20 protein-coding genes are annotated in these 23,424 nt (G+C 68.5%); 3 read left to right on the forward strand and 17 right to left on the reverse strand.

Translation table 11 applies throughout. The features are described from left to right. Positions 1–28 precede the first annotated feature (28 nt). The 8 genes from HV766_RS05670 to urtA form a co-directional block, all read right to left on the reverse strand. A complete protein-coding gene (locus HV766_RS05670) occupies positions 29–1,558 on the reverse strand; it encodes a PepSY-associated TM helix domain-containing protein (RefSeq protein WP_175180726.1) in 1,530 nt (509 codons plus the stop codon). Between the two features lie 23 nt (positions 1,559–1,581). Continuing rightward, a complete protein-coding gene (locus HV766_RS05675; RefSeq protein WP_175180727.1) occupies positions 1,582–3,783 on the reverse strand; it encodes a TonB-dependent receptor in 2,202 nt (733 codons plus the stop codon). 185 nt (positions 3,784–3,968) lie between these two features. Further along, entirely contained in the window at positions 3,969–4,382 is a 414-nt protein-coding gene (locus tag HV766_RS05680) for a DUF2946 domain-containing protein (protein ID WP_175180728.1), read from the reverse strand. A 75-nt stretch (positions 4,383–4,457) separates the two neighbouring features. Further along, positions 4,458–5,156: an urea ABC transporter ATP-binding subunit UrtE gene (gene urtE, locus HV766_RS05685; RefSeq protein WP_054451623.1), complete on the reverse strand. Its 699-nt coding sequence runs from the start codon at positions 5,154–5,156 to the stop codon at positions 4,458–4,460. A 1-nt stretch (position 5,157) separates the two neighbouring features. Continuing rightward, positions 5,158–5,997 (reverse strand): urea ABC transporter ATP-binding protein UrtD, encoded by an 840-nt coding sequence (gene urtD, locus HV766_RS05690; protein ID WP_054451622.1) that lies wholly within the window; start codon positions 5,995–5,997, stop codon positions 5,158–5,160. After that, positions 5,994–7,121, reverse strand: a complete 1,128-nt coding sequence (urtC, locus tag HV766_RS05695) for an urea ABC transporter permease subunit UrtC (RefSeq protein WP_175180729.1) — start codon at positions 7,119–7,121, stop codon at positions 5,994–5,996. Before urtC ends, urtD begins: the two co-directional genes overlap by 4 nt. Continuing rightward, positions 7,118–8,749 (reverse strand): urea ABC transporter permease subunit UrtB, encoded by a 1,632-nt coding sequence (urtB, locus tag HV766_RS05700; protein ID WP_175180730.1) that lies wholly within the window; start codon positions 8,747–8,749, stop codon positions 7,118–7,120. The genes urtC and urtB overlap by 4 nt, the downstream gene beginning before the upstream one ends. A gap of 20 nt (positions 8,750–8,769) precedes the next feature. Beyond that, positions 8,770–10,023, reverse strand: coding sequence for an urea ABC transporter substrate-binding protein (gene urtA, locus HV766_RS05705; protein ID WP_054451619.1), 1,254 nt, complete (start codon positions 10,021–10,023; stop codon positions 8,770–8,772). 368 nt (positions 10,024–10,391) lie between these two features. Here urtA and atzF point away from each other — a divergent pair, with 368 nt between their 5' ends. The 3 genes from atzF to HV766_RS05720 are packed head-to-tail and all read left to right on the forward strand — an operon-like array spanning position 10,392 to position 16,639. Beyond that, positions 10,392–12,212: an allophanate hydrolase gene (gene atzF / locus HV766_RS05710; RefSeq protein WP_175180731.1), complete on the forward strand. Its 1,821-nt coding sequence runs from the start codon at positions 10,392–10,394 to the stop codon at positions 12,210–12,212. A 42-nt stretch (positions 12,213–12,254) separates the two neighbouring features. Continuing rightward, positions 12,255–15,887 (forward strand): urea carboxylase, encoded by a 3,633-nt coding sequence (uca, locus tag HV766_RS05715; protein ID WP_175180732.1) that lies wholly within the window; start codon positions 12,255–12,257, stop codon positions 15,885–15,887. Positions 15,888–15,889: 2 nt separating this feature from the next. Further along, positions 15,890–16,639: a GntR family transcriptional regulator gene (locus HV766_RS05720; protein WP_175180733.1), complete on the forward strand. Its 750-nt coding sequence runs from the start codon at positions 15,890–15,892 to the stop codon at positions 16,637–16,639. Here HV766_RS05720 and HV766_RS05725 read toward each other — a convergent pair. The 9 genes from HV766_RS05725 to HV766_RS05765 all read right to left on the reverse strand — a co-directional run bounded on the left by HV766_RS05725 (position 16,636) and on the right by HV766_RS05765 (position 23,412). Further along, positions 16,636–17,451, reverse strand: coding sequence for an anti-sigma factor family protein (locus HV766_RS05725; RefSeq protein ID WP_175180734.1), 816 nt, complete (start codon positions 17,449–17,451; stop codon positions 16,636–16,638). The genes HV766_RS05720 and HV766_RS05725 overlap by 4 nt on opposite strands. Before the next feature lies 1 nt (position 17,452). Next, the gene (locus HV766_RS05730) at positions 17,453–17,965 is read right to left on the reverse strand and encodes an RNA polymerase sigma factor (protein ID WP_175180735.1); all 513 of its coding nucleotides are present in this window, start codon (positions 17,963–17,965) and stop codon (positions 17,453–17,455) included. A 30-nt stretch (positions 17,966–17,995) separates the two neighbouring features. Further along, positions 17,996–18,364: a COG4315 family predicted lipoprotein gene (locus tag HV766_RS05735; RefSeq protein WP_054451613.1), complete on the reverse strand. Its 369-nt coding sequence runs from the start codon at positions 18,362–18,364 to the stop codon at positions 17,996–17,998. 100 nt (positions 18,365–18,464) lie between these two features. Beyond that, on the reverse strand, positions 18,465–18,929 hold the full coding sequence (locus tag HV766_RS05740) for a GNAT family N-acetyltransferase (protein ID WP_054451612.1): 465 nt from the start codon (positions 18,927–18,929) through the stop codon (positions 18,465–18,467). 124 nt (positions 18,930–19,053) lie between these two features. Beyond that, the gene (locus HV766_RS05745; protein ID WP_175180736.1) at positions 19,054–20,097 is read right to left on the reverse strand and encodes a phosphotransferase; all 1,044 of its coding nucleotides are present in this window, start codon (positions 20,095–20,097) and stop codon (positions 19,054–19,056) included. Continuing rightward, entirely contained in the window at positions 20,094–21,317 is a 1,224-nt protein-coding gene (locus tag HV766_RS05750) for an acyl-CoA dehydrogenase family protein (protein WP_175180737.1), read from the reverse strand. Before HV766_RS05750 ends, HV766_RS05745 begins: the two co-directional genes overlap by 4 nt. A 14-nt stretch (positions 21,318–21,331) precedes the next feature. Then, a complete protein-coding gene (locus HV766_RS05755) occupies positions 21,332–22,093 on the reverse strand; it encodes an SDR family NAD(P)-dependent oxidoreductase (protein WP_175180738.1) in 762 nt (253 codons plus the stop codon). Positions 22,094–22,127: 34 nt separating this feature from the next. Then, complete coding sequence (locus HV766_RS05760) at positions 22,128–22,520, reverse strand: RidA family protein (protein ID WP_175180739.1); 393 nt, start codon at positions 22,518–22,520, stop codon at positions 22,128–22,130. A 19-nt stretch (positions 22,521–22,539) separates the two neighbouring features. Continuing rightward, positions 22,540–23,412 carry an alpha/beta hydrolase gene (locus tag HV766_RS05765; protein ID WP_054451609.1) on the reverse strand — a complete coding sequence of 291 codons (873 nt, stop codon included), beginning with the start codon at positions 23,410–23,412 and terminating at the stop codon, positions 22,540–22,542. Between the last annotated feature and the right edge of the window lie 12 nt (positions 23,413–23,424).

The following is a 23,424-nucleotide window of genomic DNA, read 5'->3' on the forward strand; positions in this document are numbered from 1 at the left end:
GTGAGCATAGTGCATCCGCGCCGGCGCTTCAGGCCCGCAGCTTCTTGCCCAGCCGCCGCCAGCCTATCACCGCGCCGGTCAGGCTGAGCGCCGCGCCGCCCAGGCTCAGGAACACCAGGAGGGCGTCCCACAGCGGACGGCGCGACAAGAGGCCGGTCCAGTCCCAGCTATGCAGAAAGGCAAACAGCCAGCGGCTGGTGCGCGAACCGCTGTCCTGCCGGCTCACGATCTGTCCCGTGCGCGGGTCCAGATAGACCCAGGTCGCCTGCGGATCGTCATAGATCAGCCGCCATACGGGTAGCGGCTTCTCGACATGGCCAAGCATCGCGTGCTCGTCGCGGGCGTAGTAATAGAAGTCGTAGGCCTGCAGCGTTTCGGCGCTGGCGAGCCGGGCGCCGGGGACCAGCCGGGCGGCGGCGGCGCGCAGGGCCGCCGGGTCGAACGTGTAGGGCTGCGCGTTGCCGGCCGACAGCACCAGCGGGGCGCCTGCGGCGCTGCGCGCCAGCACCACGTCCTGGCCGTCGGCGCGGGCCCAGCGCAATTCGCGCGGGGCGGCGGGCAGGGCTGCGATCAGTTCCCCGGGCGTGGCCAGCGTGTTCCCGGGCGCGCCGGCATAGGCTCCCTGGGCCAAGGGCGGCGCTCCGCTGCTGAACAGCTTCCACGGATTCATCGACATCAGTCCGCTGAAGATCCAGGTGATGGTGATGGCCGCGAACAGCAGGCCGCTCAGGTGGTGCCAGCGCATCATGTTTTCGCGGTAGGGCGAACGGCTGCCGCTGGCATAGGGCCGCGAAAAGCGCCAGCGCAGGATGCCGACCACCGTGCCCGTCACGGCCAGCAGCACGCCGGCGACCGACAGCCACACCACGATGTCGTGCCACCAACCGTCCAGCGCATTGCCGCGGAACGGATACAGCCAGTGGATCCAGGCGCCCGCGTAGTTCCAGACGCGTTCGGCGCGGGTGGCGTCCAGCACCACCATGCCCGTGGCGGACGAGATGTAGAGCCGCGTATGCGCGGGATCGTCCAGGTCCACCCGGTGCAGCGGCCGGTCGGGGCCGAGCGCGCGTGAATGGGTGTAGGCGTCTTCGTCCACGGTGCCCAGGTAGCGGGCGGCATACTGGCCTGCCGACCAGGCACGGGCCGTGGCCAGCGCGGTCGCGCCATCGGCCGGGGGCAACAGAGCGCCGCTGGCGGCGTCCACCATCCTGGGCGCGCGGCGCGCCTCGCCGGGAATCACGTAGACCGGCGCGCCGCCGCGGGCGGCGGCCAGCGCCATGCCGGCGGCGTCCTTGGCGCCCGCCGCCGCCAGCGCCTGCGCGGGTGTGACACTGATCGCCCCGGAATCCAGCGCGGGCAAGTGCGTCAGGCGTTCCTGCGGCGTGAGCTTGGGATAGCCCACGTACATCATCACCACGCCGGAGATGAACCACATGGCGAAGAACAGGCACAGCACGATGCCCGCCCAGCGATGGATCAGGTACAGCCAGCGCTTGGCGCGCGCCGACAGCGGCGGCCCGGCGCGATGGCGGGCGGAGGAGGGTAGCGTCGTGTTCATGGCGGTCTGTCCTGGCGCGCCGCTCAGAAGCGGGCCTGCAAGGTGAGCTCGAACGAGCGGGGCGCGCCCAGGTAGTACATGGTCGGCGTCGCGTTCGCGGCATAGACCTTGTCGGTCAGGTTGCGCACGCGCGCCGTCACGCTGAGGTTGCGGTTGATCCGGTGCGACAGCGCCGCGTCGAACACGGTGTAGGACGGCGTCCAGACGCTGTTGGCGGCATCCGCGTACATGCGGCCCACGTAGCGCGCGGCCATGCTGGCGGTCCAGTCGGGCAGGAAGGCATAGTCCAGCCAGACGTTGGCCAGGCGGCGCGGAGTGTTGGTGGGCACGTTGCCGTTGCGCGAGACCGCCACGCCGCCCACGGACTGCGAGAAGTCGTCGTACTTGGGATCGACGAAGGCGACATTGCCCTGCAGGGATAGCTGGGAGGTCAGCTGCAGGCCGCCGGCAAGCTCGATGCCGCGCGCCGATTGCGCGCCCACGGGCACGCTGACGCCGGGATTGTTAGGGTCCGAGGTCGCCATGTTCTTGCGCTTGATCTCGTAGAGCGCCACGGTGGCTGAACCGCGGCCGTCCCAGAAGTTGAACTTGCCGCCCACCTCGGCCTGCCTGCCGGTGGTGAGCTTGTCATTGTTCAGCACGTCGGCGAACGAGGCGGTGGCCAGGATGCCCGAGGGAGGATCGGCCGCGGTGGCGTACTGCGCGTACAGCGAGGCCTCCGGACTCAGCTCCCAGTTCACGCCCAGCCGTCCGGTCAGCGGCGAGTAGCTGCGCTGCGCGCTGGCGGGCGAGGCGGCGGTGACGGCGCGGCGATTGGTCAGGTCCATGTCGATGAAGTCCTTGCGCAATGCCGACACGATGGCCACGCCCGGCAGCACCGTGGTGCGGTTCTCCATCGTCAGCGCCAGCGTGCGGATGCGGTTGTCGCGGTCGGCGACGTGGCCGCGCTTCATGCCGGGGATGTCGTAGAAATCGCCGGCCGAAAAGTCGTAGGGATCCACTGCGTCGACCTGGCCGGGCAGGCTGGTCGGATAGCGCGTGATCTTGTTCTGGCTGACGTCCACGCCGAAGGACCAGTCGCTGGGCAGGCCGGCCAGGGTGGAGCGGTACAGGCCCTCGACGCGGTTGCCTATCAGGCTTTGTTCGTGCCGTTGCAACAGCGCTCCGGAACGCAGCACCAGGCTGTTGCCCGCGTTCAGGCGGTAGTTCTCCAGATTGCGGTAATCGCGCTCGGCGCGATAGTAGTAGAGCGTGTTCTTGAAGGTCAGATTGGAGCCGGCGCGCCATTCGGTCAGGGACCGCGCCCACAGCACCGACTGCTCGTACAGGCCATCGTTGACGTTGTAGTTCTTGAAGCGCGTGCCATCCAGGATGCGGCCCGTGCCTTGCACCACGCCGTTGGCGTCGGTTTTCAGCGGCGTGCCCCAGTAGGGCCGGTCCACCTGTTCGCGCTGGTACTCGAAGGCAAAGGTCTGGGTCACGTCGGCGCCCAGATCGGACAGTAGCGAGGCGGCCACCTGGCTGGCGCGGGAATGGTTGCCGTCGACCCAGCCGTGGCTGGAGCCGGTGTTGGCATCGATGCGCAGATAGTGGCCGCGGCCGCCGGGCTCGCCCGCCAGTTGCTGGTTCAGCCCCACCGACAGTTGGCGGCTGTCGAACGAACCCACGCGCAGCTGGCCGTCGTAGAAGGTGTCGCGTTCGGGCAGCTTGGTGACGTAGTTGATGGCGCCGCCGACCGCGCCCGCGCCGAACAGGAAGGTGGAGGGACCGCCGATCGCTTCGACCCGGTCGTAGATCCAGCTATCCACCGGCCGCGCCGCGATCGAGTCGTACTGCACGGAAATGCCGTTAAACAGTTGCGAGACCTGGCCGCCGGAGAATCCGCGGTAGCTGACCGCGCCCGCGTTGCCTGGCGGCGAGGCGTTGTCCACGCCGGGGATGCCGCGGGCGATCTCCTGCGTGTTCAAGGATCCGCGCGCCTCGATCTGTTCGCGCGAGATCACGGTGACGCTGGCTGGCGTTTCACGCAGGGTCAGGCCCAGCCGGCTGCCCGTGCTGTCGCGCACGTTCAGGTCGATGGGGCCGTTGGGCGCGGGCTCTTCGGAGGCGGCGCCGTGCACGGTGGTGGGCGCCAGGGTGGGCACGGCGGGTTCCGTGGTCAGGGCCTGGGCGGAGCCGCTGGCGAGCGCGCCCAGCAGCAGGGTGTAGGTCGTGGTCTTCTTCATGTCTGGAACCGGTGGTCCGGCCTGCGCGCTCGGCGGCCCTCGCAAAGCGGGCGGGGCTGGCCGGGGCGCATGAGCCTGAATGACGGCACGCATCCGGACGCGCCGGGAGGCGCGGACGGAACGTGGCGGCGGGATAACAGCGGTGGACGCAAACCGGCCGCCGTCAGGCGGCGGGGCGCGCCGGCTCAGACCGCGGGCGGTGCGCGCGGCTGGGCCGCGCTCCAGGCATGAAGAGGATGGGCCGCGAGGAAGAACAGCGGCGGATACGTGATGGTGCGGCCGAGAGGGGCTGGCACGACGGGAACGGGCGCGGGCAGAATGCCCACGTCAGCGTTGGGGTTGCGGCAAAGCGGGCAATGATGGCTGTCGCCGTGATCGTCCGCCTGGGTGCCGTCATTGCTGCCGCCCGGCACCTCCAGGGTCAGGGATGCTTGCCCCGCGCCTTCGCTGGTGCAGAAGTCGACGCTGATGCGATGGGCGTTGTGGCTGGCCGGAGACAGGCTCAGTGCATGCGCCAGCGACGGCGCCAACGACGCCCACAGGATCGCGACGAGCGCAATCCACACGGCGGGGCGGGTCAGGTAGGCAGCGGAGCACATGGCGCCCGATTATATCGGAGCAGATGGGGCTGCCGTCCAGCGTTTGCCAGGAATAATCGAGGTCCGGCGCGGACCCTAAACCGACAGATGCCGCCGCACATCCTCGCCGTCGATGGCGTCGCGGTCGCCGCGCGCCACCACGACGCCGCGCGACAGCACCACGAACTGATCCGCCAGTTCGCGAGCGAAGTCGAAGTACTGTTCGCACAGCAGGATGGCGATGTCGCCGCGCTGGCGCAGCATGTGGATGACTCGGGCGATGTCCTTGATGATGGACGGCTGTATGCCTTCGGTGGGCTCGTCCAGGATGATGAGCTTGGGCTCGGCCACCAGAGCGCGGGCGATGGCCAGCTGTTGCTGCTGTCCGCCGGACAGGTCGCCGCCGCGGCGCGACAGCATGGTCCGCAGCACGGGGAACAGCTCGTACACCTCTTCCTTGATGCGGCGCGCGCGCGCCGCCGGCTTGGTCGCCATGCCCATCAGGATGTTCTCTTCCACCGTCAAGCGGGCGAAGATGTCACGGCCCTGGGGTACATAGGCCATGCCGCGCGCCGCGCGCTGGTGCGGCGCCAGGCGCGTGACGTCCGCGCCGTCGAAGGCGATGTCGCCGCGCGCCACCGGCAGCACGCCCATCACGCATTTGAGCAATGTGGTCTTGCCCACGCCGTTGCGTCCCAAGAGCGCCAGGCATTCGCCCTGGCGCACGGACAGCGACACGCCGCGCAGCGTATGGCTGCCGCCGTAGTATTGGTCGATCGTGTTTACGTCCAGCATCTCAGCGCCCCAGATAGACTTCGATGACCCGCGGATCGGCCTGCACCTTGCTCATCGGCCCTTCGGCCAGCACCGAGCCTTCGTGCAGCACCGTGACCTTGCCGTCGCCCGCGATCTGATTGACGAAATCCATGTCGTGCTCCACCACCATCAGCGAATGGCGTCCGCGCAATTCGTTGAGCAGCTCGCCGGTACGTTCGGTCTCGGCATCGGTCATGCCCGCCACCGGCTCGTCCAGCAGCAACAATTGCGGCTCCTGCATCAGCAGCATGCCGATCTCCAGCCACTGCTTCTGGCCGTGCGACAGCAGCCCCGCGGGCAACGCCGCTTCGGGCCGCAACCGGATCAGGTCCAGCGTCTCGCCGATCTTGTCGGCCTGTTCGCCGCTCAATCGCGCGAACAGCGTGGGCCGCACGCGCTTGTCGGTCTTCATCGCCAGCTCCAGGTTTTCGAACACGCTGTGCTGCTCGAACACCGTGGGCCGCTGGAACTTGCGGCCGATGCCGGCATGCGCGATCTGCGCTTCGTTCAGCGTGGTGAGGTCTATGCTCTGGCCGAAGTAGGCCGTGCCCGAAGTGGGCCGGGTCTTGCCGGTGATGACGTCCATCATGGTGGTCTTGCCAGCGCCGTTGGGGCCGATGATGCAGCGCAGTTCGCCCACGCCTATGTCCAGCGTCAGGTCGTTCAAGGCCTTGAAGCCGTCGAAGCTGACCGTGATGCCTTCCAGGTAAAGGATGGCGCCGTGGCTGGTGTCCAGGCCCTTGGGGCTGACGCGGCCGTAGCCGGCATCGCCGCTGGGGCCGCCGTCGAGCGCGGCGGATTCGATGTGCGTGCTGCTCATGCCTTGTTCCCCTGGATGCGGGCGCAGATGCGGCGCGCCAGTCCGACGATGCCGGTGGGCAGGAACAGCGTCACCAGCACGAAGATCAAGCCCAGCGCGTACAGCCAGAATTCCGGCAGCACGCTGGTGAACCAGGTCTTCAGGCCGTTGACGGCGCCCGCGCCGATGATGGGGCCGACCAGCGTGCCGCGTCCGCCGGTGGCGACCCAGATCACCATTTCAATCGAGGTCTCGGTGGACATCTCGCTGGGGTTGATGATGCCGACCTGCGGCACGTAGAGCGCGCCAGCGATGCCGCAGAGCACCGCGGACAGGGTCCAGACGAAGAGCTTGAAGCCCAGCGGGTCGTAGCCGATGAAGCGCAGGCGGCTCTCGGCATCGCGCACGGCGGTGAGCACGCGGCCCAGTTTGCTCTGCGTGACCGCGCGCGCAAGGACCAGCGCGCCTGCCAGCGCGGCCAGCGTGATCCAGTACAGCGCGGCGCGCGTGCCGGGCGCGGTGATGTCGAAACCCAGGATGCGCTTGAAGTCGGTGAAACCGTTGTTGCCGCCGAAGCCCGTGTCGTTGCGGAAAAAGAGCAGCATCGCGGCGAAGGTCAGCGCCTGCGTGATGATGGAAAAGTACACGCCCTTGATGCGCGAGCGGAAGGCGAAGTAGCCGAACACGAAGGCCAGCACGCCCGGCACCAGCACGACCAGCAGCATGGCGTACCAGAAGTGCTCGGTAAAGGACCAGTACCAGGGGTAGCTCTTCCAGTCCAGGAACACCATGAAGTCGGGCAGGTCGCTCTGGTAGACGCCGTCGCGGCCGATGGCGCGCATCAGGTACATGCCGTGCGCATAGCCGCCCAGCGCGAAGAACAGGCCATGGCCCAAGGACAGGATGCCGGCATAGCCCCACACCAGGTCCAGCGCCAGCGCCGCCATGGCGTAGCACATGAACTTGCCCAGCAGCGCCACGGCATAGGCCGACACATGCAGCGCATGGCCGGGAGGGAAAGCGAGATTCAGCAAGGGCAGCAGCGCCAGGAGCGCCACTGCCGCGGCCAGGGCCGCCCACACCCGTCCCGAGTACAGCGGGCGGCGGGTCAGCAGATTCAGCTCAGTCAGCGCGTTCTGTTTCATTCGACGCTCCGGCCGCGAGGGGCGAACAGGCCTTGCGGCCGCTTTTGGACGAACAGCACGATGAGCGCCAGGATGGTGATCTTGGCCATGACGGCTCCGGCATAGGGCTCCAGGAACTTGTTGACGCCGCCCAGGCCCAGCGCGGCGATGACGGTGCCGGCGAGCTGGCCCACGCCGCCCAGCACCACCACCATGAACGAATCGACGATGTAGCCGCGGCCCAGGTCCGGCCCCACGTTGCCCAGCTGCGACAGCGCCACCCCAGCCAGCCCGGCGATGCCGGAGCCCAGGCCGAAGGCCAGCATGTCGACGCGGCCGGTGGGCACGCCCACGCAGTCGGCCATGCGGCGGTTCTGCGTGATGGCGCGCACGAACAGGCCCAGGCGGGTATGGTTCAGCAGCGCCCAGACCAGGAACACCACGAAGAAGGCGAAGCCGATGATGACCAGGCGGTTGTAGCTCAGCACCAGTCCGCCCAGTACCGTGACGCCGCCGGACATCCAGCCGGGATTGCTCACCTCCACGTTCTGCGCGCCGAACAGCGTGCGCACGCCCTGCATCAGGATCAGGCTGATGCCCCAGGTGGCCAGCAGCGTTTCCAGCGGCCGGCCATAGAGCCAGCGTATGACGGTGCGTTCCAGCGCCATGCCGACCAGCGCCGTCACGGCGAAGGCCAGCGGCAACGCGGCCAGCACATACCAGTCCAGCCAGCCCGGCAGCCAGGCGCGGAACGCCGTCTGCACTACGTAGGTCACATAGGCGCCTATCATCAGCAGTTCGCCATGCGCCATGTTGATGACGCCCATCAGGCCGAAGGTGATGGCCAGGCCCAGCGCCGCCAGCAGCAGCACGCTGCCCAGGCTGATGCCGTAGAACAGGTTGCCGGCCCATTCGATGGTGGCCAGGTGGCGGTCGATCTGCTTGAGCGCGTGGCTCGCGGCCTCACGCACGCCGGCGTCGGGTTCCGCGTAGGCGCCGTCGCGCTCCTCGGCCAGCGCGGCCAGGGTGGGACGGAATGCGGCGTTGCGGGTGGCGCCCAGCACCTCGACCGCATGGCGCCGCTTGGCGGGATCGCCGCTTTTCAATTCCAGGTTGGCCTGCGCAATCAGCAGCGCGTCGCGTACGGCTTCGTTCTTTTCGGACGCCAATGCCTTTTCCAGCATGGGCAGGCGCGCCGGGTCTCCGGTCTGCTGCAGACGGCGCGCCGCAGCCAGGCGCTCGGCGGGCTGCTCGGAATACAGGCGCGAACCCGCCAGCGCCGCCTCGATGGCGCGCCGCAGGCGGTTATTGATGCCGATGGCGCCTGCGCCTGGGGGCAGCTCGGCGGCGGCGCCCGTCGCCGCATCGATGGCGCGCGCGCCGCCGTTGCCGATCAGCACGCGGCCGTCATCGGCGGCGTAGAGCCGGTCCTCGCCCAGCGCCTGCAGCACCGCTGCCGCCTCCGGTTCGGGCAGCTGGCCCAGCGCGGCAATCGCCTGGAGCCTGGCGTCCGTGTCGTCGCCGGCCAGCGGCGCAAGCAAGGCCGGGTCCACGCCGCTTGCCGCCGCCGGGGTGGCCGCGAGCGGCAGGGACACCAGCCATGCCAGCAGGAAACGACGCAAGTAGAGTGCGATTGCCGCGATGCGCATGGCTGCTTGTTCCCGGTGCGTTAGAGACCTTGCTTGCCTTCGTTGCCCGGGATGTACGGGCTCCAGGGCTGGGCGCGGATCGGACCCTTGCTCTTCCACACCACGCTGAACTGGCCATCCGCCTTGATTTCGCCGATGTAGACCGGCTTGTGCAGGTGGTGGTTGGTCTTGTCCATCTCGATGGTGTAGCCGTCGGGCGCGTTGAATTTCTGGCCGCCCATGGCTGCGATCACCTTGTCCACGTCAGTGGTCTTGGCCTGCTCCACCGCCTGCTTCCACATATGGATGCCGATGTAGGTGGCTTCCATCGGGTCGTTGGTCACCACCGTATTCGCGTTGGGCAGGTTCTTGGCCTTGGCATAGGCCTTCCATTTCTGGATGAAGGCGTCGTTCACCGGGTTCTTGACCGACTGGAAGTAGTTCCACGCGGCCAGGTGGCCCACCAGCGGCTTGGTATCCACGCCGCGCAATTCCTCTTCGCCCACCGAGAACGCCACCACCGGCACGTCGGTGGCCTTCAGGCCGGCATTGCCCAGCTCCTTGTAGAAGGGCACGTTGGAGTCGCCATTGATGGTGGAGATGACGGCTGTCTTGCCGCCCGTGGCGAACTTCTTGATGTTGGCGACGATGGTCTGGTAGTCGGAATGGCCGAAAGGCGTGTAGACCTCGTCGATGTCGCTGTCCTTGACGCCCTTGGAATGCAGGAAGGCGCGCAGGATCTTGTTGGTGGTGCGCGGGTAGACGTAGTCGGTGCCCAGCAGCACGAAGCGCTTGGCGCCGCCGCCGTCTTCGCTCATCAGGTATTCGACGGCGGGTATGGCCTGCTGGTTGGGCGCTGCGCCGGTGTAGAACACGTTCTTCTCGAGCTCCTCGCCCTCGTATTGCACGGGGTAGAAGAGCAGGCCGTTGAGTTCCTTGAACACCGGCAGCACGGACTTGCGCGACACCGAGGTCCAGCAGCCGAAGACAACCGCCACCTTGTCCTGGGACAGCAGCTGGCGCGACTTCTCGGCAAACAGCGGCCAGTTCGACGCCGGGTCCACCACCACGGCTTCGAGCTTCTTGCCCATCACGCCGCCATTGGCGTTGATCTCGTCGATGGTCATCAGGGCCACGTCCTTGAGCGACGTTTCCGAGATCGCCATCGTGCCCGACAGCGAATGCAGGATGCCGACCTTGATGGTGTCCTCGGCGGCGAGTACCTGCGGCATCCATCCGGACATGGCCAACAGGCTCACGGCGGTCAGTTGCTTAAGGGCTAGTCTGCGTTTCATGGTGACTCCTGATTGGAATGTGCCGGCCGTGCCGGCGAGAACGATCTGAAAACACACGACAACGAGGACCTAAAAGCAAAAGGCATGCCAACCGCGCGGGCACGCGCAGTCCGCTATATGAAAGGGGGTAGACGAAGGGCGCGCCACGGATGACGGCGCGCCAGGCGGCACGGGCCGATCTGGTGCCGCGTGCACAACATGGGTGCGCGCGCCGCCCGCTGGCGGTGCGCGCATGTGGCGCCGCGGCGATGGCTTCGTGCCGCAGGCGGCCCCTTGCCGCAGGGAATCGGGGCAGGCGCGGGGCGGCGTCCGACATGGCACGCCGATTGCTTGGGAATCCGTACTTGTATACAAGAAAGGATTCCAGCATGAACGCCGTAGCAACGCACAAAGGCCCCGTCGCCTGGACGATCGCGCAGTGGCAGGCCGCCTATCGCAATGAGGGCGCCACGCCCGAGACCCTGTTGGCCGCCTGGGCCGAACGCGGCAACGCGCCAGACAATGCCTGGATCAAGCGCGTGGACGGCGCCATGCTGGCGCGGCAGCTCGATGCCCTGCAAGGGCTGCTGGAAGCGGCCAACGGCGACCTGACGCGGCTGCCGCTTTATGGCGTGCCGTTCGCCATCAAGGACAATATCGACGCCGCCGGCTGGCCCACCACGGCGGCCTGCCCGGAATTCGCGTACACGCCCGAGGAAGATGCGACCGTGGTCGCCCGCCTGCGCGCGGCCGGCGCCATCCTGGTGGGCAAGACCAACCTGGACCAGTTCGCCACCGGACTGGTGGGCACGCGTTCGCCGCTGGGCGCGGTGCCCAATACGTTCAATCCGGACTACGTCAGCGGCGGCTCCAGTTCGGGTTCGGCTTCCGTGGTGGCGCGCGGCCTGGCCGCTTTCTCGTTGGGCACCGACACGGCGGGCTCGGGCCGCGTGCCGGCGGGGTTCAACAACATCGTGGGCCTCAAGCCCACCAAGGGGCGGCTCAGCGCGGCAGGCGTGGTGCCGGCATGCCGCACGCAGGACTGCGTGTCGGTGTTCGCGCTGACGGTGGACGACGCCGAACTGGTAGCCGACATTGCAGCGGGTTGGGACGCGCGCGACCCCTATTCGCGCGCTCAGCCTGTAGGGAGCGCAAATCCTTGGCCGGCGCAACCCAGGCTGGCGATTCCCGCGCAGCTGGAATTTTTCGGCGATGCGCAGGCCGCGGCGGCGTTCGATCAGGCCGTGAGCGACCTGAAGGCCAGCGGCGCAACGGTCGAACCCATCGACTTCACGCCATTCAGCGAGCTGGCGGCGCTGCTGTACCAAGGGCCCTGGGTGGCCGAGCGCTTTGCCGTCGTGGAAGCGTTGTGGAAGCAGAACCCCGAGGCCATCCATCCGGTGGTGCGCGGCATCGTCGAACAGGCCGCCAACTACAGCGCGCTGGACGCGTTCAAAGCCGAGTACCGGCGCGCCGATCTGACGCGCGGCATCCATCAGACGTTGGCGGGCTTTGATGCGCTGGTGGTGCCGACTACGCCCACGATCTACACCATCGCCCAGCTCGAAGCCGATCCGGTGACGCTGAACTCGAGATTGGGGATCTACACCAACTTCACGAACCTGGCCGACCTGTCGGCGCTGGCGCTGCCGGCGGGCATGCGCGGCGACGGCCTGCCCGCGGGCATCACGCTGATCGGCATGGCTTGGCAGGACCATGCGCTGGCGCAGTTCGGACGCCAGTGGCAGGCGCGTCTGGCGCTGCCGCTGGGCGCCACCGGTGCGCCGCTGCCCGCAGCCGAGCATGCGGTCCTCCCCGCGCGTGACACGGTGCGCGTGTCGGTCGTGGGGGCGCACCTGCGCGGCATGCCGCTGAACCACCAACTGACCTCGCGCCGCGCCGTGTTCGTTGAAGCGGCGCGCACGGCCGGCGATTACCGCCTGTACGCCCTGGCCAACACCACGCCGCCCAAGCCCGGACTGGTGAAGTCCGCGAGCGGCGCGCCCATCGAGGTCGAACTCTGGGACGTACCGCTGGCCGCCTTCGGCGCCTTCGTGGCCGAGATCCCCGCGCCGCTGGGCATCGGCACGCTGGAGCTGGCGGACGGCCGCCAGGTCAAGGGATTCATCTGCGAGCCGCGCGGCCTGGAGGGCGCGCGCGACATCACGGAGTTCGGCGGCTGGCGCGCCTACCTGGCCAGCCTGGCCTGATCTCCGCTTTCGATAACCCGCAAGACACCAGGGAGTCGCACCGTGTTCGATACCGTTCTGATTGCCAACCGCGGCGAGATCGCCGTCCGCGCCATCCGCACCCTCAAGCGGCTGGGCATCCGCAGCGTGGCCGTTTACTCCGACCCGGACCGCAATGCCGCGCACGTGCGCGCGGCCGACGTGGCCGTAGCTCTGGGCGGCGAAAAGGCCGCCGACAGCTACCTGCGCATGGACCTGCTGCTGGCCGCCGCGCGCGAGCATGGCGCGCAAGCCATCTATCCCGGCTACGGCTTCCTGTCCGAAAGCGCCGAGTTCGCGCAGGCCTGCGAAGACGCGGGCATTGCGTTCGTCGGCCCTACGCCCTTGCAGATCCGCGAGTTCGGCCTGAAGCACCGTTCCCGCGAACTGGCGGCCGAGGCCGGCGTGCCGATGACGCCGGGAACGGGCCTGCTGGACAGTCTGGGCGCCGCGCTGTCGCAGGCCGAACGCATCGGCTATCCGGTGATGCTAAAGAGCACGGCGGGAGGCGGCGGCATCGGCCTTTCGCGCTGCGACAACGAGGCCGAGCTGACTGCGGCCTTCGATAGCGTACAGCGCATGGGCGAGCACTTCTTCAGCGACGGCGGCGCCTTCATCGAGCGCTACGTCGACAATGCGCGCCATGTCGAGGTGCAGATCTTCGGCGACGGCGCCGGCCGTGTGCTGGCCCTGGGCGAGCGCGATTGCTCGGTGCAGCGCCGCAACCAGAAGGTCATCGAAGAGACGCCCGCGCCGCTTTTGCCCGCCGCCACGCGCCAGGCGCTGCACGCTGCCGCCGTGCGGCTGGGCGAGTCGGTCAACTACCGTTCCGCCGGCACCGTTGAATTCATCTACGACCCGGCGCGCGACAGCTTCTATTTCTTGGAGGTCAATACCCGCTTGCAGGTAGAGCATCCCGTGACGGAAGCCGTCACCGGGCTGGACCTGGTGGAGTGCATGCTGCGCGTGGCCGCGGGCGAAGCGCTGGATTACGCCGCCATGTCGCGCGCGCCGCAAGGCGCATCCATCGAGGTGCGCCTGTATGCCGAGGATCCGCTGCGCCAGTTCCAGCCGTCGCCTGGCGTGTTGACCGACGTGTTCTTTCCGGAAGGCCTGCGGGTGGACGGCTGGGTCGCGACCGGCACCGAGGTGCCGGCGTTCTACGACCCCATGCTGGCCAAGCTGATCGTGCATGCCGGCACGCGCGAGGCCGCGCTGGACAAGCTGGCGCACGCGCTGGCCCGCACGCGCCTGCACGGCATCGCCACCAACCTGGACTATCTGCGGCAGATCGTGGATGACGCGCGTTTTCGCGCAGGCGAGCTGTCCACGCGCTTCCTTGAAACCTTTGCCTACCGGCCCGCGGCGATCGAGGTGCTGGCGGCAGGCACCTACACCAGCGTGCAGGACTACCCTGGGCGGGTGGGCTACTGGGACATCGGCGTGCCGCCCTCGGGCCCGATGGACGACTATGCCTTCCGCATGGCCAACCGCATCGTCGGCAACGCGTCCGACGCAGCGGGCATCGAGGCCACGCTGGTCGGCCCGACCTTGCGCTTTCACGGCGATGCCGTCGTGGCGCTGACGGGAGCGGCCTGCGCCGCCACCCTGGATGGCGAGCCCGTGCCCATGTGGACGCCGGTGGCCGTGCGTTCCGGCCAGGTGCTGACGACCGGCCGCGCGCTGTCGGGCTGCCGCAGCTATCTGGCGGTGCGCGGCGGCCTGGACGTGCCGGTCTACCTGGGCAGCCGCTCCACCTTCGTGTTGGGCCAGTTTGGAGGGCATGCCGGCCGCACCTTGCGCGTGGGCGACATGCTGCCGCGGATCCGTCCTGAGCGGGACTGCGGTGCCACCGCACCTGTGTCCGAACCGCAGGCCGCGCCCGCCGGCTTGATTCCGGCCTATGGCAACACCTGGCAAATCGGCGTGCTCTACGGCCCGCACGGCGCGCCGGATTTCTTCCGGCCCGAAGCCATTGAGGCCTTCTTCGCCGCGGACTGGGAAGTGCACTACAACTCCAACCGGCTGGGCGTGCGCCTGATCGGCCCCAAACCAACTTGGGCGCGCGAGGACGGTGGCGAGGCGGGCCTGCATCCGTCCAATATCCACGATTGCGAATACGCCATCGGCAGCATCAACTTCACCGGCGACAGCCCCGTGATCCTGACGCGCGACGGCCCCAGCCTGGGCGGCTTCGTCTGCCCCGTCACCATCGCCCGCGCCGAACTGTGGAAGGTCGGGCAGGTCAAACCGGGCGACCGGATCCGCTTCGTGCGCATCGACTATCAGCAGGCGGTGGCGCTGGAGGCGGCGCAGGACCGTTGCGTGGCCGAACTGGCGGCGCCCGCGCAGACAGAGCGGGCTGTGGCGCCGGCCACCGTGGCGGAACCCATCATCGCGGCGCTGCCGGCCGAGGGCGCACGCCCTTCGGTTTCCTACCGCCAGGCGGGCGATGGCTACCTGCTGTTGGAGTACGGCGACAACGTGCTGGACCTCGCGCTGCGCATGCGCATCCATCTGCTGATGGAGGCGCTCAACGCCGAGCCCATCGCCGGCGTGCTGGAGCTGTCGCCGGGCGTGCGCTCGCTGCAGATCCGCTACGACAGCCGCGTCATCCTGCAGGGCGCGCTGATAGAACGCCTGTTGCGGATCGAGGCGGGCCTGGCCGACGTGGCCACGCTCAAGGTGCCTACCCGCGTGGTCTACCTGCCCATGGCGTTCGAGGACTCGGCCACGCTGGGCGCGGTGCAGCGCTATCAGGAAACCGTGCGCGCCAGCGCGCCGTGGCTGCCCAACAACGTGGACTTCATCCAGCGCATCAATGGCCTGGCCAGCCGCAGGCAGGTCCGCGACATCGTGTTCGACGCCAGCTATCTGATCATGGGCCTGGGCGACGTTTACCTGGGCGCGCCCTGCGCGGTGCCGATAGATCCGCGCCACCGCCTGCTGACCTCCAAGTACAACCCGGCTCGCACCTACACCGCCGAAGGAACGGTAGGCATAGGCGGGGTCTACATGTGTATCTACGGCATGGATTCGCCCGGCGGCTATCAGCTGGTCGGACGCACCTTGCCCATCTGGAACAAGTTTCTGAAGAACCCTGTGTTCCAGGACGGCAAGCCTTGGTTGCTGCGCTTTTTCGATCAGGTGCGCTTCTATCCGGTGACGGAAGCTGAACTCGATGTGCTGCGCGAAGACTTCCGCGAAGGCCGGGCCACGGTCCGCATCGAGGAAGAGGTGTTCGATTTCGCGGCGCACCAGCGCTTCCTGGAGGAAGAAGCCGACAGCATCGCCGCGTTCCAGACACGCCAGAAGAGCGCCTTCGACGCCGAGGTGGCCTTGTGGAAAACAGAAGATGCCGCGGTGGAGCAAGCGGCGGCCGGACCCGAGCCCGAAGCCGAAGCGGCCTTGCGCGAAGGCGAAAGCCTGGTCAGCGCCGACATGTGCGGCAACGTCTGGAAGATCCCGGTGCAGGTGGGTCAGAGCGTATCGGCGGGGGACACGCTGGTGGTGGTCGAGGCCATGAAGATGGAGCTGTCCGTCATCGCGCCGGCGTCGGGGACCGTGGTCGCGATCCGCTGCGTGCCGGGCAAACCGGTGAACGCGGGCGACCCGCTCATCGTTCTGGCCGAAGACGCGACCTGCCCCGTAGCCTGACCATGCGCCTGGAATCCGCGCTGGCCGCTCCCGCCATCCGCCAGACGCCGGCCTTGGCCGGTTCGCTGGCCGACCAGGTCTATCAGCGGCTGAAAGACGACCTGTTCGACTTCCGCGTGCTGCCGGGCGAGCGCTTCACCGAGGCCGAGGTGGCGGCGCGGCTGGGCGTCAGCCGCACGCCGGTGCGGCTGGGACTGGCGCGGCTGGAGCGCGAAGGCTACGTGCTGCCGCGTCCCCGCAGCGGCTGGCAGGTGCGGCCCTTTGACTTCGAACGCTTCGAGGCGTTGTATGACGTGCGCGTGGTGCTGGAAGAGGCTGCGGTCGAACGGCTGTGCGCGCGCGAGCACATGGACGAGGCAGGCATGCTGGGCGCGCTGAAGGACGTGTGGCTGGCGCCGCCGCGCCAGCGCATTCTGGACGGGCGGCTGGTGGCGCAACTGGACGAGGCTTTTCATTGTTCGCTGGTGGCCGCTGCCGGCAATCCCGAAATGGCGCAGATCCATCGCGACGTGACCGAGAAGATACGCATCGTGCGGCGGCTGGACTTCACCAAGGATTTCCGCGTGGACGCCACTTATGATGAGCACGCCGCCATCCTGCGCGCGGTGCTGGCGCGGCGGGCCGACGAGGCCACGCGCATGCTGCGTTCGCATATCGGCATGAGCCGCGCCGAGGTGCGCAAGATTACGCTGCACATGCTGCACCAGGCGCGCGAGCACGCGGGCGGCCGGGGCCTGGCGCTGCCCGACTAGCCCTGCAGCTGCTGGTAGACCTCCTGCGACACGCGCAGCAGCTCGTCGCGGCTGACTGCGCCGGACAGCGCATAGCCGAACTGTCCTTCGACCCAGTAGAACACCCGCACCGGGCCTTCCTGGGTGAACTGGAATGCCGTCTGCCCGCCCGCGGCTTCGCGGGTGACGTACAGCGTCAGGCGCTGGCCGTCGGCCGCCCCGTACATGAACAGCGCGACCGGTCCCGCGCCGCCGGGCAGCAGGCGGCCTCCCACCAGTTCATAGCCGGCCTGCGACAGGGACGGCGGGCGCATGGTCGCGCCCATGCGCTTGGTCAGCCAGGTCACCAGGCCTTTTTCGTTATCGGCGCCGACCTCCACGGGCCGGCCCATGTCGGGCGCGTAGACCGCGTGGGCGATGGCGGCGCGCTGGGCATAGCCGCCCGCAATGCGTTCGGGCGCGGCGGTCGCCAGTGCGGCCTGCAGCTGGCGGGCGTCCATGGCGCCGCGCGAGATCCAGGCGGCGCTGGCGCTGATGGCGGCGATCGCCACGCCGGCGGCCAGGGCCCGCCAGGGCCAGGGGTTCGAGGGCCGCGCCAGGGGCAGGCGCAGCGGCAGCGGCTCGTCCAGCACCGGGTCCAGCATGGCGTGCAGCAGGCGTCGTTGCTCGCGCCATTCGTCGACGCGGGCCTGGTCTTGCGGATGGGAGGCCAGGAATGCTTCGACCTCGGCGCGGCGCGTGGGCGGCAACTGGCCGTCCGCATAGGCATGCAGGTCGGCTTCGGTAATCGGGGTGCCCGCGCCGGGCACCGCATGGAGGCGTTTCTCGTTCATGTCATTTCACGCGATGGAGCTTGCTGACGGTGTCGCGCGCCTGCATCAGCGCGCCCAGTTTTTCGCGGGCGCGCGACAGGCGCGACATGACCGTGCCCATCGGCACGTCCAGTATCCGGGCGGTGTCCTGATAGGACAGGTCTTCCACGCATATCAGCAACAGCACTTCCCGCTGTTCGGCGGGCAGGGTTTGCAGGCAGCGGTCCAGGTCGCGCACCTCCAGGTGGTCTGTCTGCGTGGCGCGCACCGGGGCGTCGGGCAGTTCGCCCGGGGCGGTCTGTTCGGCCCGCCGGTTGCTGGCGCGCACGCCGTCGATGAAATGGTTATGCATGATGCCGAACATCCAGGCGCGCAGCTCGCCGCGCCGCTGCCAGCGCGAATAGCGGCTCCATGCGCGCTCCAGCGTGTCCTGGACCAGGTCGTCGGCCCGGTGGGGGTCGCCCGTCAGCCCGCGGGCATAGCGCCGCAGGCTGGGGATGCAGGCCAGGATCAGGGCTTCGTCTTCGGCGCGCATGGGTTGCTGCGTGTGATGGCGGACACCGTATCAGGGCTTGGCAACGTGCCAGACTTCCTTGAAGTTGTCGCCGGTCTTGTCGCCCGCCTTGGCGTCCTTGGCATAGGTGTACAGCGGCTTGCCCTTGCTGGCCCATTGCTTGCTGCCGTCGTCGCGGGTGATGACGGTCAGGTCGCCCATGGGCTTGGCGTCGGCGCTGGCCATGACGGGCGGCCAGATCTTGGCGCACTGGTCGTTGCAGGCGCTCTTGCCGCCGGCATCCTTGTCGAAGGTGTAAAGCGTCATGCCGGCGCTGTTGACCAGCATGCCGTCCTGGGTCTTGACGGCCTGGGCCTGGGCGCCGGCCGAAAACAGGGCGGCGGCGGAGATGGCCAGGGCTGCGGCGATGTGTTTGCGCATGGTGTGCCTCGTACGTAGATAGGGAAAGTGGGAGACTGCCCCCTACAGACGCTGCCGGTCCCGGCTTTATTCCAGCCGGGCTGAAAGAAGTTGCAAAGGGTCAGCCGGCCGGCCGGACCGCGCCGGGTTCGTGACGCATTTCATATTCCAGGTCGGTTTCCTCCACGGGGATGAAGCCCAGCGCTTCATAGAGGCGCCGGGCAGGGTTGCCCTTGAGCACGCTCAGGGTGACGGGGACGCCCTCGGCGTCGGCCTCGTCCAGCACGCCCTCCAGCAGGCGGCGGCCCAGCCCGCGGCCCTGGAAGGCGGGATCGATCTGGATCTGCACGATGCGCCAGCCTGCCGGGTCCCGGCCGTGCTTGAACAGGCCGGCGGGCCGGCCGTCCAGCCAGACGATGCGGGCGTCCTCGAAACGGTAACGGATGCGGGCCAGATGGTGGTCGTCATCCAGGGGAGCGCCCGCGCGCTGCAGGTGTTCCTGCATGGTGGTCTTGCGCAGGGTGAGCAGGAAGGGCAGGTCGTCTTCGGTGGCGGGTTGCAGCGCCAGGGAGCAGGTCTGGGTCATGGATGCGGGGGAATTGGGGGCGTCCGGCTGACGCGCCGGCGCGATTATCAGGTTATAGAGCGGTTGCGCCGCGGACGCCAGTCCGCCGCCTGGCGCTTTCAGCCCGCTCCTTGACGCCGTTGCGTCAACCCGCGCTGCCGTTGCGCGCGCACTCCCATCCCAGCTCGGCCAGCGGTTCCACCTTGGCGCCCATGGACCGGGCGTCGTCGGCTGCGGCATTGCCGCCCGAGGCGCGCGCGGCAACCCCTTGCAGGATGGCGGCCATGCGGAAGAAGCTGTAGGCGAGATAAAAGCCCCAATCGGACACCCCCGCAAGCCCGCGCGCCCGGCAATACGCGGCCACGACTTCGTCCTCGCCGGGGATGCCCAGCGCGGCGAGGTCGGAGCCGGCCACGCCGCGCCACAGCTGCGGCGATACGCGCCAGCACATGCTGTAGTAGGCCAGGTCCGCCAGCGGGTGGCCCAGTGTCGAAAGCTCCCAGTCCAGCAGGGCCAGCGCGCGGGGTTCGGTGGGATGGAAGATCAGGTTGTCCAGCCTGAAATCGCCATGCACCAGGCGCGTTTCGTCGCTGGCGGGAATGTTGCGCGGCAGCCAGTCGATCAGCGCTTCCATGGCGGGCAGGTCGGCCGCCGGCCGGCTTTCGCGGTATTGCCGCGTCCAGCGTGATATCTGGCGCGCGTAGTAGTTGCCTGGACGGCCATAGCTTTCCAGGCCCAGGGCCGCGTAATCCAGTTGATGCAGGGCCGCGAGCACGCGGCTGGTTTCCGCGTAGATGGCGGCGCGCTCGGCCGGCGCGAGGCCCGGCAGGGCGGGGTCGACGAAGCTGCGTCCCTGCACGTAGTCCATCAGATAAAAGGGCGTGCCGAGCAGGCTGTCATCGGCGCAATAGTCCAGCATGCGCGGCACGGGCACGTCGCTGCGCTGCAGCGCCCGCATCACCTGGAATTCCCGGTCGATGGCGTGCGCCGAGGGCAGCAGCTTGCCCGCGGGCTGCTTGCGCAGCACGTACTGGCCTTTGTCCGTGGTCACGACGTAGGTCGGATTCGATTGGCCGCCGGCCAGGCGGCGCAGCGCCACTTCCTCCGCCCGTCCCGCATACCCTGCGCGCACCAGGTAGGCGGCCAGCGCGTCCTGGCCGTCGATGGCGTCCGCCGCCGCGCCCGTCACGATTGCGCCCCGGCCGCGTCCTGCGCCTGCCAACGCCAGAAGTCGTCGCCTTCGTCCATCAGGAACCGAGCCAGCACCATCTTGTGCACTTCCGAGGCGCCGTCGACCAGCCGGGCCTGACGCGCGTAGCGGTAGATCCAGGCCAGCGCCGTATCGCGTGAATAGCCGCGCGCGCCGGTCAGCTGGATGGCGGTGTCGACCGCCTTGTGCAGCGTTTCGGAGACGACGATCTTCGCCATCGAGACTTCCTTGCGTGCGTAGCTGCCCTGGTCCAGGGCGACCGCGGCGCGCATCGTCAGCAGGCGGCCGATTTCGATCGCCATGGCGCATTCGCCCAGCATCCATTGCACGCCTTCGCGTTCGGCCAGCGCGGTGCCGAAGCTCTGCCGGGTCGCCACGTACTCGCGCGCGATCGCCAGCGAGCGGCGGGCCAGCCCCAGCCAGCGCATGCAATGCGTCAGCCGCGCGGGCCCCAGGCGGATCTGCGTGACCTTCAGACCGTCGCCCACGCCGAGCAGGCGGTTTTCGTCAGGAATCTCCAGTCCGTCGAATACCAGTTCGCAATGGCCGCCGTGTTCCTCCGGGCCCATGATGGGAATGCGCCGCTCGATGCGCCAGCCGGGCTGGTCCGCGTCGAACAGAAAGGCCGTCAGGCCCTTGCGCGGATCGTCCGAGGTATTGGCCATCAGGATGAAGTGCTGCGCCACGCCGGCGCCGGTGATGAACCATTTCTTGCCATGCACCCGCCACTTGCCGTCCTGCAGCGTGGCGGTGGTGCGCATCATGGAAGGGTCGGAGCCGCTGCCGGGATGCGGTTCGGTCATGGCGAACGAGGAGCGCACCTTGCCGTCCACGATGGGTTGCAGCCAGCGCGCCTTCTGCGCCTCGGTGGCGACCTTTTCCAGCACCATCATGTTGCCGTCGTCGGGCGCCGCGCTGTTGAACACCACGGGTCCGAAGATCGACACGTTCATTTCCTCGTAGCAGGCCGCCATGCCGACGCGCGACAGGCCCTGGCCGCCGCGTTCGCGCGGCATCTGCAGGGCCCACAGACCGGCTTCGCGCGCGCGGCGGCGCAGCGGCTGCAGGACTTCCTCGCGGATGTTCTCGTGTTCGTCGTAGGAGGACGGATCCGCCTCCACCGGCAGGATGTGCGTCTCGACAAAGTCCTTGATGCGCAGGCGATAACTTTCGATTTCTGGCGTGAGGCTGAAGTCCATATTGCGTCCCGGAGTCAAAGCGTGGAAATGAGGTGTCCGCCGTCCACCACCAGGACCGATCCGGTCATGAAGGAAGAGGCGTCGGAAGCCAGCAGCAGCAGGGGAGCCGACAGCTCCCGCGCCTGCCCGAGCCGGCGCTGCGGCACGCGCCGGATCAGCGCCTGCCCCGCGTCGCTGGCGAAGAATTCGCGGTTCAGGTCGGTTTCTATGTAGCCTGGCGCCAGCGCATTGACGCGGATGCCGTGGCGCGCCCATTCCAGCGCCAGGGCCTGCGTCAGCTGGATCAGCGCGGCCTTGGAGGCAGCGTAGGCGGGAACCTGCTGGGCCACCCGCAGCCCCAGGATGGAAGCGATGTTGATGATGCTGCCGCCGCCGTGCGCCTGCATGTGGCGTCCGGCTGCCTGCGCCACCCGCCAGGTGCCGTTGAGGTTGACGTCGATCACGTCCATCCAGTCGGCTTCGCTGTGTTCCAGCGCAGGGCGCGCGGTGGTAATGCCGGCGTTGTTGACCAGGATGTCGATGGCGCCGCCCAGGCGCTCGGATGCGGTATCGAACAGACCCGCGACGCTGTCGGGCTGGGTCACGTCCAGCGCGATGGCGCAGGCCTGCCGGTCGGCGGCGGCCAGTTCCGCGGCCAGCTGCTCGCCGGCCTGCAGCCTGCGCCCGGCCAGCGCCACATGCGCGCCCGCGGCGGACAGGGTGCGCGCGAACTCCGCGCCCAGTCCGCCAAAGGCGCCGGTCACCAGGGCCCGCTTGTTGCGTAGGTCCTCGAACATGCTCATCCTCCTTCCGGCGATGCCGCCGCGCGGGTCATGCAGGCTTGTACGCCGACGCTTCCACTTCGATCAGCCACTCGGGCCGCGCCAGGGCGCGCACCACGACCAGCGTCGCGGCGGGACGGGCCTCGCTCAGATAGGCCAGCCTGACGGGGCCGAGCAGCGGCAACTGGCTTTCATCCGTGATGTAGGTCACGACCTTGACCAGATCGCCCGCATTCATCCCCACAGCCTCCAGCATGGCCTGGATGTTGCGCCAGGCGGCATGGGCCTGGGCTTCGAAGCCTTGGGCGAGCGCGCCCTCCGACGATACTCCCACCTGGCCGGCAATGTGCAGCCAGCGTCCGGGGCCTTCGGTCAGCACGCCCTGGCTGTAGGGGCCCAGCGGAGCGCAGACGCCCGCGGGATTGAGTGGTTGGCCTGCCATAGGGACTCCTCGTGAAAGATCAGGCCCGGCCCGCGCCGGGCAGCAGCAGATCGAGCGTCTTGTTGAACAGCGGATAGCTTCCGCCCGCGAAATCGGTCAGCAGATCGAAATGGTTGCGCTGCGGCACCACCAGGTTCTCCACCTCGTGGCCATGGCTGGCGCAATGCTGCGAGAAATCCCGGCTCTGGCCGCGGAAGCCCTCGGTTTCCAGCGCGCCGGCGGCGAACACCATGGGCACTTCGTACAACGCGACGCGTTGGTACAGCCCCAGGCTGCGGGCTTCGGCCGCGCTCATGTGGAGATCGCGGTTGATGGAAGTGCGCAGCAGCGGCTCCAGATCGAACAGTCCGCTCAAGCCCACGTAGCCGCGTATCCTGCCCGCCAGGGCGGGCACCAGGTCCCGGCACAGCGCGCGGGCGGCCATGTGCCCGCCGGCGGAATGGCCGGACAGCACGATGCGGCTGGCGTCGTAGCCGTGGCGCTCTCCCTGCGCGGTCAGCCAGGAGACGGCCGTACAGGCTTCGTCGACGATCTCGGAGACGCTCGCGTGCGGCGCCAGCGTGTAGTTGGGCAGCGCCACCGCGACGCCGCGCGCCAGGTACTCGTCGGCGATGAACGAAAAGCCGTGCTTGTCCAGGGCGCGCCAATAGCCGCCATGGATGAAGACCAGCAGCGGCGGCGCCGGCACGTGGTCGGGAACGAACAGGTCCAGCACGCTCGAGGGCCGCTCGCCGAAGCGCAGGTCCAGGCGCGCCTCGCGCCGGCTGCGCGTGTCGGCGCTGCGGCGCGCATAGGTAAAGTAGATTTCCTCGCGTTCGGGGTGCCGGGCGCGCAGGTTGTACTGCGCTTCCTGCTCCGGATCGATCGCCTGCTCCTGGGAAGAACACGTCATCGCTTCACCTGT

It is taken from the genome of Achromobacter aegrifaciens (genome assembly GCF_902859735.1).
Taxonomy (GTDB): Bacteria; Pseudomonadota; Gammaproteobacteria; order Burkholderiales; family Burkholderiaceae_B; genus Achromobacter; species Achromobacter aegrifaciens.